The 15,075-nt window shown below is 42.4% G+C and carries 16 protein-coding genes and 1 tRNA gene; 7 read left to right on the top strand and 10 right to left on the bottom strand.

Features of this window, described 5'->3' with window-relative positions; translation table 11 throughout:
* Positions 1 to 27 precede the first annotated feature (27 nt).
* From Q4519_RS12030 to Q4519_RS12010, 5 genes are all read right to left on the bottom strand, one after another.
* A complete protein-coding gene (locus tag Q4519_RS12030; protein WP_303512494.1) occupies positions 28 to 990 on the bottom strand; it encodes a M23 family metallopeptidase in 963 nt (320 codons plus the stop codon).
* Positions 950 to 1,417 carry a ribosomal protein S18-alanine N-acetyltransferase gene (gene rimI / locus Q4519_RS12025; protein ID WP_303512492.1) on the bottom strand — a complete coding sequence of 156 codons (468 nt, stop codon included), beginning with the start codon at positions 1,415 to 1,417 and terminating at the stop codon, positions 950 to 952. Before rimI ends, Q4519_RS12030 begins: the two co-directional genes overlap by 41 nt.
* 9 nt (positions 1,418 to 1,426) lie before the next feature.
* Positions 1,427 to 1,840, bottom strand: a complete 414-nt coding sequence (locus tag Q4519_RS12020; protein ID WP_303512490.1) for a DNA polymerase III subunit psi — start codon at positions 1,838 to 1,840, stop codon at positions 1,427 to 1,429.
* A gap of 130 nt (positions 1,841 to 1,970) precedes the next feature.
* Positions 1,971 to 2,046: transfer RNA gene (locus Q4519_RS12015), tRNA-Trp, on the bottom strand.
* A 115-nt stretch (positions 2,047 to 2,161) separates the two neighbouring features.
* Positions 2,162 to 2,998 carry an HDOD domain-containing protein gene (locus Q4519_RS12010; RefSeq protein ID WP_232802828.1) on the bottom strand — a complete coding sequence of 279 codons (837 nt, stop codon included), beginning with the start codon at positions 2,996 to 2,998 and terminating at the stop codon, positions 2,162 to 2,164.
* Positions 2,999 to 3,240: 242 nt separating this feature from the next.
* On the opposite strand from Q4519_RS12010, the gene Q4519_RS12005 reads away from it, so the two are divergent.
* A complete protein-coding gene (locus Q4519_RS12005) occupies positions 3,241 to 4,356 on the top strand; it encodes a phosphoserine transaminase (protein ID WP_303512488.1) in 1,116 nt (371 codons plus the stop codon).
* Between the two features lie 78 nt (positions 4,357 to 4,434).
* Here the strand turns inward: Q4519_RS12005 and Q4519_RS12000 are convergent, their stop codons facing one another.
* Both Q4519_RS12000 and Q4519_RS11995 read right to left on the bottom strand, forming a co-directional pair.
* Complete coding sequence (locus Q4519_RS12000; RefSeq protein WP_232802826.1) at positions 4,435 to 4,653, bottom strand: hypothetical protein; 219 nt, start codon at positions 4,651 to 4,653, stop codon at positions 4,435 to 4,437.
* 320 nt (positions 4,654 to 4,973) lie between these two features.
* Positions 4,974 to 6,605: a methyl-accepting chemotaxis protein gene (locus tag Q4519_RS11995; protein WP_303512486.1), complete on the bottom strand. Its 1,632-nt coding sequence runs from the start codon at positions 6,603 to 6,605 to the stop codon at positions 4,974 to 4,976.
* A gap of 473 nt (positions 6,606 to 7,078) precedes the next feature.
* Between Q4519_RS11995 and Q4519_RS11990 the strand changes: the two genes are divergently transcribed.
* Positions 7,079 to 7,756 (top strand): OmpA family protein, encoded by a 678-nt coding sequence (locus Q4519_RS11990; protein ID WP_232802824.1) that lies wholly within the window; start codon positions 7,079 to 7,081, stop codon positions 7,754 to 7,756.
* A 131-nt stretch (positions 7,757 to 7,887) separates the two neighbouring features.
* Here the strand turns inward: Q4519_RS11990 and Q4519_RS11985 are convergent, their stop codons facing one another.
* The gene (locus Q4519_RS11985) at positions 7,888 to 9,141 is read right to left on the bottom strand and encodes a glutamate-5-semialdehyde dehydrogenase (RefSeq protein ID WP_303512485.1); all 1,254 of its coding nucleotides are present in this window, start codon (positions 9,139 to 9,141) and stop codon (positions 7,888 to 7,890) included.
* Between the two features lie 137 nt (positions 9,142 to 9,278).
* On the opposite strand from Q4519_RS11985, the gene Q4519_RS11980 reads away from it, so the two are divergent.
* The 5 genes from Q4519_RS11980 to Q4519_RS11960 all read left to right on the top strand — a co-directional run bounded on the left by Q4519_RS11980 (position 9,279) and on the right by Q4519_RS11960 (position 13,382).
* The gene (locus tag Q4519_RS11980; protein ID WP_303512482.1) at positions 9,279 to 9,530 is read left to right on the top strand and encodes a hypothetical protein; all 252 of its coding nucleotides are present in this window, start codon (positions 9,279 to 9,281) and stop codon (positions 9,528 to 9,530) included.
* Positions 9,531 to 9,710: 180 nt separating this feature from the next.
* Complete coding sequence (locus tag Q4519_RS11975; RefSeq protein ID WP_232802821.1) at positions 9,711 to 11,879, top strand: ATP-binding protein; 2,169 nt, start codon at positions 9,711 to 9,713, stop codon at positions 11,877 to 11,879.
* Complete coding sequence (locus Q4519_RS11970) at positions 11,860 to 12,222, top strand: response regulator (protein WP_232802820.1); 363 nt, start codon at positions 11,860 to 11,862, stop codon at positions 12,220 to 12,222. Before Q4519_RS11975 ends, Q4519_RS11970 begins: the two co-directional genes overlap by 20 nt.
* Positions 12,223 to 12,227: 5 nt before the next feature.
* Entirely contained in the window at positions 12,228 to 12,674 is a 447-nt protein-coding gene (locus Q4519_RS11965) for a chemotaxis protein CheX (protein WP_232802819.1), read from the top strand.
* Between the two features lie 72 nt (positions 12,675 to 12,746).
* Positions 12,747 to 13,382 (top strand): hypothetical protein, encoded by a 636-nt coding sequence (locus tag Q4519_RS11960; protein WP_232802818.1) that lies wholly within the window; start codon positions 12,747 to 12,749, stop codon positions 13,380 to 13,382.
* Positions 13,383 to 13,437: 55 nt separating this feature from the next.
* Here Q4519_RS11960 and Q4519_RS11955 read toward each other — a convergent pair whose 3' ends face one another.
* Positions 13,438 to 14,379, bottom strand: a complete 942-nt coding sequence (locus tag Q4519_RS11955) for an L-lactate dehydrogenase (protein ID WP_232802817.1) — start codon at positions 14,377 to 14,379, stop codon at positions 13,438 to 13,440.
* Between the two features lie 34 nt (positions 14,380 to 14,413).
* Positions 14,414 to 15,064, bottom strand: a complete 651-nt coding sequence (locus Q4519_RS11950) for a YdcF family protein (protein ID WP_303512476.1) — start codon at positions 15,062 to 15,064, stop codon at positions 14,414 to 14,416.
* Positions 15,065 to 15,075: the final 11 nt, after the last annotated feature.

Here is a 15,075-nt window from a genome sequence, read left to right as displayed (position 1 = left end):
TTAAGCAAAACTCAGATAAATAATGACTTAACCTTGAGGCGCTATTTTAAGGCCAGGTTTAGGCTCTACCACGGCACCATTTATCTGCAACAAAAATGGCACCGCGACTAATTCATGTTGCTGATTAATTTGTACCGCAAAGTGTAAATGAGGACCTGTACTGAACCCCGTGTTGCCAGATAAGGCAATAGGCTCACCCCGCTTCACCAACTGCCCGACTCTGACCTTAGAAGAAAAGGTTTTAAGGTGGGCATAAACCGTCATCGTACCATCGGCATGAGCAATGCGGACCACATTAGCCTTCGTTTTGGCAAAGTCAGCCGTTGCAGCGCCACTATTGTTTTCGACCACTTCAACGACAGTGCCCTCTCTTGCGGCAACAACTTCGGTCCCTTCAGGTAGCGGAACATCAATTGCGTATTGGCTGTGAGGCTCAGAATGCGTAAAACTGCCATTAAAACCTTGCGAGATATAGGCGGCTTGGGGCAGGTTAAAGGGCACTTGATAAGCATAATCAGCGTAAAACTCAGGATCCAGCTTACCGGGGGTGAAACTATATTGATACTGAAAACGCCATTGGCCAGGCTGCTCAGGAAAGATAGTAAATAACGTTTGCCGGCTGTTTGGTGCGAGTGCAAATGCCTCAGGTATTGAGATGGAAGTTTTTGTGTTAGTCAGCTCAGTAAACGCTAATTTAACGGTCACGGGCATACCATAATTGTTAACAGCAATCACTTCTGCTTGGTTTTCCCCGTTGATAACTTTATGTAACACGCGCACGGGAGATACCTCAGGCTCTGCCACACGCTCATGCTCTACCTCAAACACGACCTGAGGTTTAATAGCAGTAAACACCCAGTTACCCTGCTCATCTTGATATTTATAAACATCGCGAGCAGCCAAACTCGGGAGACAGACGCTCATCGTCAAACAGACCGCTAGCACATATTTAAACAACGGGATCAAGGTAGCAACACATAACAATCGCATCTTCGCGTCCTTCTGCTGTGGGGTAGTAACCTTTCCTTCGGTCTACTTCGACAAAACCTAGTTCATTATACAAATGATGAGCACTTTGGTTTGACTCTCTAACTTCCAGCCAAATTTCTTCGATCTGCTTAGTACTTGCGTGGTCAAGTAAGTGCTCTAGTAGTTTACGTCCCAACCCCTTACCTTGCTCATTTGGAGCAATAGCAATGTTAAGTAACGTTGCTTCAACACCCGCCTGACTCGCGACATAGTAGCCAAGCACCCGCTCATCTTGTGACAAAACATGATTAAAATATCGGGTACCAAAATTACTGCTAAATAACTTCTCACTCCACGGAAAAGCATGAGCTTGAGCCTCAATACGGATCACCTGTGGTAAATCATTAAGGGCCATTGGCATGATACAAAGCTCTGAATAATCAGTCATTCATATTCTCTATTGTGTCTGATAGGATTTTATTTGCTGCCATAAACCTCGCTTTTGCAGCGGGTCTTGACTGACTTGATCAATACTGGCGCTGTTTATTACCTGTGTTGAACGACGAAGCGCAAGTGGTGACTGAGTACTCCATACCCACAAAGGTAACGGGCCTTGGTATTGCAAAAAACGTTCCTGCGTGACGACCTGTGCTTGCGCTACAGTAAGCCCCATCGATTTAAGCACAGCGCTAACAAATTCATTTTGCAACACGTCCGACTCAGCCAAAATGACTATTTCAGTTTCATCATCAATGATAAGGGGATCATCGGCTGCCGATAAGTCATCCTTGATAGGTTGATCTAGGCTTTGATTTGACAGCCATAGTGTAATGCCCATTTCTTTTAATATAAAAGCTTGGTATTGATTCATTAGCTCGGTTAGCGCAGAAGTAAGAAAAAGAATATTACCGAAATGTCTGACTGGTAGCTATGTTAGAACTGAAGAAAAGCAGGAATTGTAAACGAAAAAAGCCTGACACTAAGTCAGGCTTTTTAAAATGTGGCAGGGGTGGAGAGATTCGAACTCCCAACATTCGGATTTGGAATCCGACGTTCTGCCGTTGGAACTACACCCCTGCTGAAGAACGAGGCAGATAATACCAAATGATTTTTAAAGGTAAAGCCTTTTATGACAAATTATTTTCGACTGCTGAATTTATCACCGTGTTATCGAGTTTACGTGATCTGGCTCTCAACATTGGGTTGTTAATTCTTCATCTGCGCGGTCAAGAAGCTCCTCTAATTGAATATCATCCAGATTAAAGTGCTCGCCAATGGGGACTTGTACCTGAGCCCATTCCGAGTCGGAATTATTCAACACCACATGTCGCGCGATTTTTAAAATAGATAATAAATCTAACGCCACAGGAGGCATCTCGCCAGATTGATAAAAACCTGCGGCATCTTGTTGGTAGTAGATAATTTCAACTAATGCCTTTGGCAACATCCATTGCTGTGACAATAAAGCGCCAATCGTTGTGTGTGCAGTACCAAATGATTGGTGCTCTCGCTCTGTCAAAGCAGGCCAGCCTAACTCATCAAGTTGAGCATAAAGCGCAGGGTATTGCTCAAAACCCAGCATCATCACTGGTACACCCGATAAATGGAATAGGCCTAGCATATAAGCGTTATCAACCAAGGCATCTTTACCTAATAATTTGGCGACAACAGAGCTTGCTTGTGCAACTTCCGTTGCTTGCTCCCAAAAATCATCAAGTAACGCATGAGAGCTCATCGCCGATCTGAGGGCGACCGCTTTCACCAGAGGAATAATTCGTTTTAACCCTAGCATCATGACGGCTTGGTTGATTGATTGTATTTCTTTAGCACGGCGAAAAGCCGCTGAATTGACAACTTGCAACACAGCAGAAGCAATACTGACATCGGAACTAATGGCTTTAGCTATCACTGAAACATCCGGCTCAGGCTTGCCTGCCTCTTCGGCAACAGTTAGTAACACAGCAGGCCGAGGTGGAATACTGATACTTTTGAGCAATGCCCGTTCTTGACTGGTGATATTTATTGCCATGCCAGTTTCCTTATATTAAAAACCTTTATTAGTGACGCGACAATGACGAAAGCCATCGTTAAAACTATAGATTAAGGTTAAAGCTTCGTGGTATTTTTGCCTCATTAACGCGCTTATCGCACACTAAGCCTGATAATACCAACCTCACTTTTCGCATCTTTTTAGCATAGTTTGGTTAACTCGTTCAATTTGGGCGCCAGCCCACAAATATAATATCTTAATACCAAGGATCTCAGGAACATATGACTATTTTGAACAAGCCCGCGAACCCAAATTTTTCATCAGGCCCATGTAGCAAACGACCTGGTTACAGCTTAGCTGAGTTAAAAACTGAGACTTTAGGCCGCTCGCACCGTGCCGCTGTTGGTAAAAATGCTTTAGGTAAGGCGATTGATGATACCGCGCGCATTTTAGGTTTACCTGAAGGCTATCGAGTCGGTATCGTTCCAGGCTCTGATACTGGTGCGATGGAAATGATCATGTGGTCTATGCTCGGAGCCCGTGGGGTGGACGTGGTTGCTTGGGAATCATTTGGTCAAGAATGGTTTACGGATATTAGTCAACAGCTGAAGCTTGAAAATGTAAACACCCACTTTGCTGATTATGGTTTATTACCCGATCTAACCAACATCAATCAAGATAATGACGTGGTATTCACTTGGAATGGCACTACTTCAGGGGTAAAAGTACCTAACGGAGATTGGATCAAAGATGATCGCCAAGGCTTGATGATTTGCGATGCAACATCCGCTGTTTTTGCGATGGAAATGCCTTGGGAAAAGCTAGACGTAATCACCTTTAGCTGGCAAAAAGTACTGGGCGGTGAAGGCGCACACGGCATGATTATTTTAAGCCCTCGCGCAGTAGCGCGCCTTGAAAGTTACACCCCAGCGTGGCCGCTACCAAAAATTTTCCGCTTAACCGCTAAAGGCAAATTAATCGAGGGGATTTTCAGTGGTGCGACAATTAATACACCTTCAATGTTGTGTGTTGCGGATTATCAAGATGCATTAGATTGGGTTGATGGGATTGGAGGCTTACCGGCAGCGATCCAAAAGTCGAAAGACAACCTCGCTGTATTAGCGAAATTTGTAGCAGAAAATGATTGGATTGAATTTCTTGCTCAAGCCCCCGAAACCATTTCAAATACCAGTGCTTGCTTTACATTAAAAGCGAGTGCAGACCAAGTGAAACAATTCATTAAATTACTTGAGAATGAAGGCGTGGCCTATGACATTGGCTCATACCGCGATGCGCCAGATGGATTACGAATTTGGTGTGGTAGCACGGTTGAGGCCAGTGATCTTGAAGCGCTACTTCCATGGTTAAGCTGGGCTTGGCAACAAGTCACTAACTAATCAGTTCAAAAAAGCATAGCTCTAGTTTGTCAACACCATCGCGAGCTATGCTTTTTACATTGTTTCGAGTATTTGAAATTACTCTTCTTCTTCCGTTGCCGCCAAATTCTTAACACGATTAGTTTCAGTGGCATAAGTGGCAAAATGCTCAGCCATCACTTCCGGAGTGAGTTCGCCTTTTTCCTCTAATGCTTTCAATTTAGCAACAATGGCTCGCTGCTCTTCAATACTCGGAAGCGGTGTTTCATCTACCGCTTCTTCTTCCATTGCTTTTAATTCTTGCTCAAAATCGTTCATGCTTGACTCCAAATTGCGACGCTTACAAAGCGTCGCTAACTACATTTAACCTATCTCGTTTACCACAATCACTGTAACTCTGTTTAACTTATCTTCATAATATCAAGTATGTTTTCACTGATAAGCTTTGTTTTCATAGCTAAAAACAGACTAAATTGCTTAGCTAAAGCTCAGGTGACAGCAATAAATATCCCTAGGGCGCATCATACCGCTGCTAACTCAGTGATGCCAACGTTGGGATCAAACAAAAAGCAGGCCTCTTCTTCGTTAGGCAAAAAAAAGCGCAGCTTAATGCTGCGCTTTCATATCGGCAAGCGCCATTAACTTACTTTGAACTTACGTATTTGCTGCTCTAGGTTATCGGCTAAATCCATTATAACGTTAGTCGAAGCTCGGTTTTCACGGGCGAGCTCCGCAGCTTGGTGAGAGCTGTCAGCAATAGCGTTGATACGATGAGAGATATCATCCCCTACCTTAGTTTGTTCATCTGCAGCACTGGCTATTTGATGGTTCATTTCGGTTATAGTGCCTAACGAATCAGCAATTTGTTGTAAGGCTTGTGCCGCCTCTTGCGCGCCCGATACTGTATCAATACTTGACGTTTTACTGTTCTCCATTGAACTGACGGCTTTTTGCGAACCACTTTGTAAGCGTTCTATCATTTGCTGAATTTCTGCGGTGCTATCTTGAGTTCGTTTCGCTAAATTTCGCACTTCGTCTGCAACGACCGCAAAACCACGACCTTGCTCACCAGCCCTTGCTGCTTCAATTGCTGCATTTAACGCCAACAAGTTAGTTTGCTCAGCAATGCCTCGAATAACATCTAACACCGACACGATATTATCTACATCACGTCCAAGCTCACCAATCACTTGCGCGGCTTCATCAATTTGAGAAGCCAAGCCTTCAATTGAACTAACCGAACTTAATACGATATTTTGCGCCCTTTGACCTTCTGCGTCCGCTTCTTGAGTTGAGGCTGCAGCATTATTTGCACTTTCTGCAACGGTTCTAGCAGACGATGACATTTCTGTCATCGAAGTGGCAACCATGTCCGTTTCACTGCGCTGTACATCCGATACCTGATCAACCTGGCTTGAGCGACTATCAGCATTGGTTGCTTCATTGCGCAGCTCAGCAGTCGCAGCCGCAACGCTGTTCATAATATCTCGTAGTGACGCTTGCATGGTCACTACCGAACCATAAATGCTCGACTCATCAAAATCTTCACCATCGCGTTTCACTTTGGTTGATAAATCCCCCGCAGCAACCGCTCGAACTAAGGTCAATACATCTTCAGGCTCACCACCTAAGTCAGTCGTTATTTTGCGAATCGTCGTAATAATGATAAAGCCCAGAATAGCAGCAATAATTAAACACAGAATCAGCTGATTTTGTGCCGAATTCCAAAAACGTTCGTCTACTTCAGTAGAGCGAATCCCCGTTCCGACAGCCCATTTCCAGCGTTTTGACACTTGAGCAACAGAAAGTAAATCAGCAACGTCACCATCTGCATTTCGCGACGTCCACTCATATTCAACAATGCCATTGGGGTTTGCTTTCACCGCATTCAGTAGAATTTGTCCAACGCTTGCCCCTTGCGCATCTTTAAAATCATGGAAGCTGGTGCCATGAAGCTGAGGATCATGAGGCGCAGCCACAAAATTCATATTTTCGTCAGCCACGTAGACATATTCGGAGTCATTATATTTATTCTCACGAAGAATCTGCGCCGCCAACTCTTTACCTTGCTCATCGCTCATTTTGCCTGACGCGACATACAACTCGATTTGGTTAACAGTAGAAAAGGTACTCTTAAGTAATTGATATATTCTCGACTTATTATCGATATCACTGGCCTGCCTCAAGGTATAAAGGCCCATTAGCATAACCCCTAAGAGGGCAACTAAGGTCAACGTAGCCATGCCCCATACTTTTGTTTTTAGTGTCATTTTGCATCCTCAATCATGCTTACTGCAGCCTAGGTAACTAAACGGTTACCTTATTATTATAAAAGCTAGGTAATTATCGGCTTACTCGCCAGTTTCTTTAATATAATTGAGAGCAGACAAGAAAAACAAAGCCAAGATCACGGCTTGACAATCACGAGCCCACCTCCTATTGGCGTCACTAAAATAACTCGGTTTGGCTTGCCTAACGTGATAGTATTGAGTCCATTACATGAGAAAAATACAAATAGAAACAACAAAATAAAAACAATTGAAATTAATAATTTAAAATCTACAACTGCTTTTTTTGTGTCACAATGATGCAACACTCTTGAATTAGCATATAATTAGTGATAAAAATCAAAATTAAATAAAAAACCAGTCATAATACATACTCTGTATTATATTAAACTGGTTAGGATCAATATTTGTTTTTGTATTTTCTATAGTCAAAAAAACCAACCAAAGGAAAAACGATGAAAAAACTGCTACTAACTACCGCAGCAATCGCAGTTCTTGCTGGCTGTTCAACTAATAAAAATGTTGAACCAATCCAACAAACAATCAATGAAGTACAAAATAACGCTAGTGGTCAATGTATTGTTGCCATTCACAACACTGCTCAAGCATTAGAGCAAGCGAACAGACTAATTGGAAAAGCATCTGATGGCCAACTAAGTGAAGTTGAATATTCAGCAGCTGAAAAAGCCGCGAATAATGCTGCTATGTATAAAGAAGAAGCCAGCACTCAATGTACTGAAGAGCTAAAAATACTTCTTTCACAATTAATCGTTAAAGAAGAGACTGGCACATACACACAAGTCCAACATCTACCAGGTGTTGTTTTTGGTGAAGCTTCTGCAGAGCTAACTATAGAAGCGAAAACAATTCTTGAAGCTGTTGCATCTCGCCTAGTTCGCGAATCTAGCGATGTAGAAATTGCTGGACATACATCTAGTACAGGTAGCGATGACTACAATATGACGCTATCACAAAAACGCGCTGAATCTGTAAAAGCATTTCTTGCATCTCAAGGTGTTGAAGTATCACGCATGACAGCCGTCGGTTACGGCGAAACACAACCTGTCGCGACTAATGATACGAAAGCGGGCCAACAAGCTAACAAGCGTGTTGAAATTCGTTACTACCGCTAATTTTTGTACCGGATATGCTGAGAAATTTTTCTTAGTTTAAACCCTGGCTTTAAAAAGTACTTTTTCAAAGCTCAGTTAGTTAATACAATAAAGCCGAACCTATGTTCGGCTTTTTTCTTGTTAGCATTTGATTATTGACGAATATGCCCATCACCAAGCACAACCCACTTTTGCGAGGTTAGCCCCTCCAATCCAACAGGCCCTCGCGCATGAATTTTATCAGTTGAAATGCCAATTTCAGCGCCTAACCCATATTCAAAACCATCGGCGAAGCGCGTAGACGCATTTATCATGACAGAGCTTGAATCAACTTCAGTAATAAAGCGACGCCCTTTTGAATAATCCTGAGTAACAATGGATTCAGAATGTGCAGAGCTGTATTTAGCTATGTGATCCATAGCGGCATCCATATCGGGTACGACTTTAATCGATAAAATAGGCGCTAAATATTCAGTTGCCCAATCTTCATCTGTGGCCACTTCTGCAGCAATAATTGCGCGTGTTTCTGGGCAACCTCTTAACTCCACCCCTTTTTCACCGTAACCTTTTGCTAAGCGAGGAAGAATATCAGCCGCGACCGCTTGGTTGATTAACAAGGTTTCCATTGCATTACAAACCCCATAGCGATGAGTCTTAGCATTAATGGCAATGTCATAAGCTTTGTCTAAATCGGCCTGATCATCAATGTAGACATGACAAATACCATCTAAGTGTTTAATCACTGTCACCTTAGCATCTTTAGAAATACGCTCAATTAAGCTCTTGCCGCCACGAGGCACAATCACATCCACATACTCGGCCATAGTGATTAGCTCACCTACCGCCGCGCGATCTGTTGTTTCAACAACCTGCACAGCCGTTTCCGGCAATCCGGCTTTTTGTAAACCCGATTTAATACATTGCGCGACAGCACGATTAGAATGTATTGCTTCACTACCGCCACGCAAGATGGTTGCATTGCCAGATTTAAGGCACAAACTCGCCGCATCAATCGTCACGTTAGGACGCGATTCGTAAATAATACCGATCACTCCCAGTGGCACACGCATTTTGCCCACTTGAATACCTGAAGGCATGTAGTTTAGGTCAGTAATCGCACCACAAGGATCGGGTAATGCGGCGACTTGAGTTAAGCCTTCTATCATTTTATCAATGCCTTGAGACGTTAAGGCCAAGCGGTCAATCATGGCTTCATCAAGCCCTTTTTCACGACCCGCCTGTAAATCTTTTTCATTCTCTGCAATCAAAAAATCACGTGTTTCATTTAATGCATCAGCGATCGCGAGTAGCGCGTTATTTTTAGTGCCAGAGGTTGCCGCGGCAATCTGACGTGACGCCGCTCTCGCGCTTTTACCTAAATTTTGCATGTATTCTTGCACGTTCATGGTGACATTATCCTTATATATGACCTAAACCCTTGCCCTTCGAGGGGAGTCTGGCAGAATAAAGAATAATATTTATAAGGGCAAGCAACGCCCTCAAGTTCACACTCAGCCATCGCTAATGCCAGCCAAGGATAAGCATGAAATTTTCACTTCCGCAAAATAATTTCCCCTCTCTAACACAATTAATAGAACAAGCTAATTTAGAGTTAGAATCAACTGGCACCATAAACCAGAGCGTGTTAACAACAATTCTAGACGCCTGTTTTTCCTCAGGTTTTAATTTAGTCGAAATAGAGAAGGCCTTACAATGTGAAGTCGATGATTTGGAAAGCGTAAATAAGGTAGGCTTAAACCAGCTTATAGACTTAATAAACTACAAGATAAATTAACCCTATCGACCTAGTTTAAAGGTGTCAGTTACTTGCTTAAGCTCACATAGCGAATTGTTGTAACTAGGTTTTCTAAAAACGGCATGTTATATTCAGACAATTAAATGTGTTAAACATTAAAACCTATTGTTTATAAAGATATTTTAAATCTTCAATAGCTTTGTATAAGGAAGTTAAACCATGTTGTTGCACGATTTGGGCAAATACCGCGGTATTGTAGCTGCAATTACTTTATTTCTTGTCTTAGATACCTGTGTGTTGGCGCTGAACTATTTCGTGTCAAAAGAAATTCAACAAGAAACTGAAAGTGTTAATTTAGCTGGTCGACAAGGGATGTTGACGCAAAAGCTATTAAAATCTCTTTACGAGTTACAGGACGACTTAGCTGTAAACCTTGACGTTACAGATAATTTTCAGGAGTTTGCTGATACTTTCGAGTTGTTTGATGTCACGCTCGTAGCGCTAAAAGAAGGTGGCATGGTACCAGTCACCGATATCAATGATACCGAACAAATTGAAGTTCAACCGGTAAACTCTGAAGCAGCGATGCAATCAGTGGATGCGGGCTTACAACTTTGGCAACAATATCGGGAAATACTCGGCCCTATCATAAATAACGGCAGCGAGCAGGTTTCACTTCTTGATATCCATGAGTCAATCGCCACGGTAAAAGAAACGAACGCAACACTACTTACATTCATGAACGATTTAACCCGTTACATGGAGCAGCAAGCTAACGAGAAAACGCAGATGCTGCAGTACGTAGAGCTAGCAGCTGTGGTTGCGGCGATATTGAACTTCTTTGTTATCATGTTTATTTTTGTTGGTCGTTTGAAGAAAAACGATGAACAACTTGAGCTGTCACAAAAAGAAAACGCCGAAATTCTTGGTACGGTAAAAGAAGGCTTATTCCTACTTGACCAAGAACTAATCATCGGCTCACAGTATTCTCAAGAGCTGGTTAACATCTTTGGTCGCCAAGATTTAGACGGTAAAAAACTAGCGGTACTTTTAAAAGACATGGTATCAGACAGCGAGCTACAGCTTTCTGAAGATTACATCGGCCTACTCTTTAAAGAACACGTAAATGAAAACCTTATCCAAAGCTTAAACCCGCTAAAACAAATTGAAGTAAACCTGCTTGGTCCTACTGGTCTGTTTGAAACTAAGTATCTTTCCTTCCAGTTCAACCGTGTACGCGTTAATAAACGGGTATCACATGTACTGGTAACCGTAATGGATCGAACCGTTGAGGTTGAGCTAGAACGCGAACTAGAAGAAGCAAAAACCAAAGCAAAAGGTGAAGTTGATAGCTTAGTGAGTATCTTAAGTATCGAGAAAAGTGCCTTTATCGACTTTCTTGACAAGGCTAGCGACGGCATTAACTTAATCAATGAAGAGTTAAAGTCTTCCAATCAAGACCACAAAGCCTATATGGCAAACGTGGTGCAATTCCAGCGCATTATTCACTCAATCAAAGGCGATGCTTCGGCATTAGATGTATCCCCTGTTGAGAAGAAGACTCACGAAATGGAAGATGTATTGACCGACATTCGCAATAGCGATGAAATCACGGGTAATAGTTTCCTACCATTCACCGTAAAACTTGACGAACTATTTTCACAGATTGGTAGCTTGCGTCTTTTAAGTGAACAAATTGCGAACATTAGCGACCAGCATTCAGACACGGCACAGCCAGTGACACACTCAAATACGCAGTCGTTTGCTGAAATAAATAGCTTGGTTAAACGCGTTGCTGAAGATGAAAACAAAATGGTTAACCTAGTCACTCAAGGACTAGACAGCCATCATGTTCCACCGGCATATATTCGTAAGGTGCGTGAAGTCGCAATACAATTAGTACGTAACGCTGTTGTTCATGGTATCGAAGAGCCAAACAAACGGGTTGAACTAGGTAAATCACCGCAAGGAACTGTAAAAGCAAGCTTCCAACAAAAATCTGATGGCAATTACTCACTAACCATTATTGATGACGGTGCTGGTTTATCGGTTAATCGCATCAAACGTCATGCGCTACAAAACGACTTAGTGTCTGAGCAAGATATTGAAAAAATGTCTAATGGTGAAATCCTCAATCTGATTTTCCAGCCAGGATTCTCCACTGCATCAAACGTATCTATGCACGCAGGTCGTGGCGTTGGACTGGATGTAATTAAGCAATCTGTAATGGAAGCTGGCGGTAAGATGAAGCTAAGCTACAAACAAAATAAAGGTTGTCGTTTTGAGATTGTATTACCAGGTAAAATTACAACGACAACAAAAACTTATAATGAAACAGATCAAAATATTGGGGTAGAGCAGGTTAACCATGAAGTTGTTAATAGTTGATGATTCAAATATTATTCGTCGTAAAATTAGACGAAGCAATAAAGTAGGTGATCTAGAAGTTGTTGGCAGTGCATGTAATGGTCTTGAGGCTGTTGAACTTGTAAAGCAAACCCAACCCGATCTAGTCACCATGGATTTAACTATGCCAGAGATGGATGGCATTGAAAGTATTGAAAAAATTCTAGAAGTTAAGCCTGACACGCGCATTTTGGTTGTGTCAGCACTAGCGGATAAAGCAACCGCAATTCGCGCCCTCACGATTGGCGCTCGAGGCTTCATTTGTAAACCGTTTACGGAAGATGAGCTCAATGATGCATTTGAGCAATTGCTAGAGGATATTTAAGCAAAATGAAAGAAGAACAATTACAAGTATTTATTGAAGGTACAAAATATTTCTTTAGCACCTTTGCCGGCCAACAAGTCGATGTCGGCGTTCCTTATTTAGTCTCTAGCGATACTAAAGTGGCTTTTGATTACACAGGCATTATCGGTATTGCAGGCGCGCGAAAAGGCTGTGTTTACTTTTCTGCGCCAGGTCGATTATTGGCAAAGTTACTGCAAGCTTTAGGCGAAGATGATTTAGAAGATGACAACTTATGTGATGTGGTAGGTGAAGTAGCCAATACCGTTTCAGGGAATGCTCGCAGAGATTTAGGGCCTGAGTTTGTTATCTCTGTTCCGGTCATTGTAAAAGGTCAGCTTGAAGATATTAAATTACCCCGCGAAATACGCTCGTTTGTAATCCCTATAACTTGGGGTCAAGACAAAGCAGCTCTGGTTATCTGCTTAGAGTAATCTTTTATCTGCACAGCCTTAATATTGGCTGTGCTTTTTCTGCTGTAAAATATGTCATACAGTGAGGCAGGAATGTTTAGCCTAGAATTTAAAGTGCTCCCACATTTAGATAATTCTGTTTACCAGCCATTATGTAACCTATTTAAGCAAATCAGTTGCCAAGCTTCTGTGAGCCAATTCAGGCCAACTGGCGCATTGGCCCGATTTGATTGGTTGCTTCCTTGTGGTGTGACAATGGAATTAGTCAAACCATTTTACGAAACTCAGCTAGATCCAGCGCGTGAAAGTTTTGTGGCTCCATTAAAACAACTGATCGAAACTGAGTTGTATCAGAAAATGATCCAAGCTCAGGAGCCCTTCCAATTAAGAAATAAAGATGGTTCGATAAAATCCACCATATTTTCGATGCATTGCTGCCTAAATTACAGGATGCTCGGAAAAGATGACGAGATGAACCTTAGGTTAATGTTTCCAGTAAACTGCACCCCACTCTACTTCCGAGAAGCCATCTTTTCATTTATGCAAATGCTAGAAGATGTGTATTTAGCCAGTTCGACCGAAATGTTTTTAGAAATGCTGAGAAAAGCAGATGGCCAAGGATTTGGCACCCGTGTGCTTTGGTACAATGCAGAAACTGGAAGAACTGAGTTTGTTGATGTTGAACGCAGTCAGAAATCCAATGCAGTGGTAAAAAAGCGCATCGCATAAATAACAGGCTAAAACCTCCCTTTGCTTAAAAAGAAGAGGCTTTAGCACTGTAGCGTTACGCTAAGTCAATCCCGGCCAAATTATCCCTCAGCACATCAGCTGAAATACGTAATTTTTTCAGTTCGTCTTTAGACAGGTTGAGCTCAACAATCTGCTCAACACCTTTAATGCCAATTTTAGCAGGAACACTGATACAAACATCTTTAATGCCGTATTCTCCAGTTAAACGCACACTAATAGGTTGCACAGAAGCACGATCAGACATGAGCACTGACACTAGCTTAGCAAGCACCACCCCTATCGCCCAATTGGTGTAGCCCTTAGCGGCAATAATCTTATATGCAGCACTTTTTACTTGTTCGTACAATTGGTCAATATTTTGCTGACTATAAGGAATGCCTAATACTTCATTACCAACGACAGGGACGCCACCAATAGTGATCGTACTCCAAGCCGCAAACTCAGAGTCACCATGTTCTCCCAGAATGTAACCGTGAATAGAGGCCGGATCGACATCATAATGTTCACTAAGCAACGACTTAAGGCGGCTTGTATCTAATACTGTGCCTGTTCCGATCACTTTGCTATTGGGGCGGCTAGATAGCTCTTGGAAAATGTAGGTTAGAATATCAACCGGATTAGAGGCGATGACCACAATAGCATTTGGCGCATAATGGTCTAATTCAGCGGTAATCGATTTAAAGATAGCGGCATTTTTATTGAGTAAATCTAATCGCGTCTCGCCCGGTTTTTGCGCGGCGCCAGCTGTCACTATGATCACATCACAATCAACTAGATCTGCGTAATCCCCTGCCTTCACCTTCACTCGTCCAGTGATCCCTTGGCCATGCATAAGATCTAATGCTTCACCTTCCGCTCGCGCCTTATCAAGATCAACTAAAATAATTTCACTGCAAAGCTGTTGTAAGTAAATCGCATATGCACCTGCAACACCAACGTTACCAGCGCCAACAATACCGACAGATTTAGTCTTCATTTACACTCCTTCTCGAGATACGAGACAAAAAAGTTTAAGGGATAATTTGTTCTGTAAACCCTGCCAACACTAATGCTTGATAAGCTTGCCAAGCTTCACTATCAATAGGCATTTCGACTTGGTAATCCAGCATAGGGTATAGCTTCATACGCTGCATATCGCCAACCAAGGTATGAATAAGTAAAGTTTTATCTATCACATCATTGGGGTAAGAGGAATAAGTCAGCTGCGGCCCAGCGACCATCACCTCAATATCAGGAAAGTGTTGTTTAAACGTAGCGAAAGCACGCTTTGTTGCAAAGTCTTTATGTACCAAAATAACACTATCCACCTGAATACCTCGTTCTGCCAGCAATGCCATTGAAAATTTAACATTTTCACCGGTATTGGTTGCTTTAGGCTCCAATAGAACATGGCTTGCAGGCACACCAGCTTGACGGGCAACGTCAGCAAACACTTCGGCCTCTGTTTTTTTAAAAAGTCCCTCTGTATTACGGCCACAATTACCAGAAAATACCACATAAGGTGCAAGCCCCTGCAGGATTAATTCACTTGCACGCTGCGCCGTTCTAATATCGATAGAGCCCATCACTATGATGCAACTGGCAGCCTTTAGTGGAGAGTAAAGCACAAGATCATGCCAAAGTAGCTGGCCATAATGATCCACTTGTTGCTCAGAAAGCATTGTTTGTCTCC

The sequence above is a fragment of the Motilimonas sp. 1_MG-2023 genome (genome assembly GCF_030547455.1).
Classification (GTDB): domain Bacteria; phylum Pseudomonadota; class Gammaproteobacteria; order Enterobacterales; family CBDFNC01; genus Motilimonas.
This window is presented reverse-complemented; position numbering and strand designations above follow the sequence as displayed.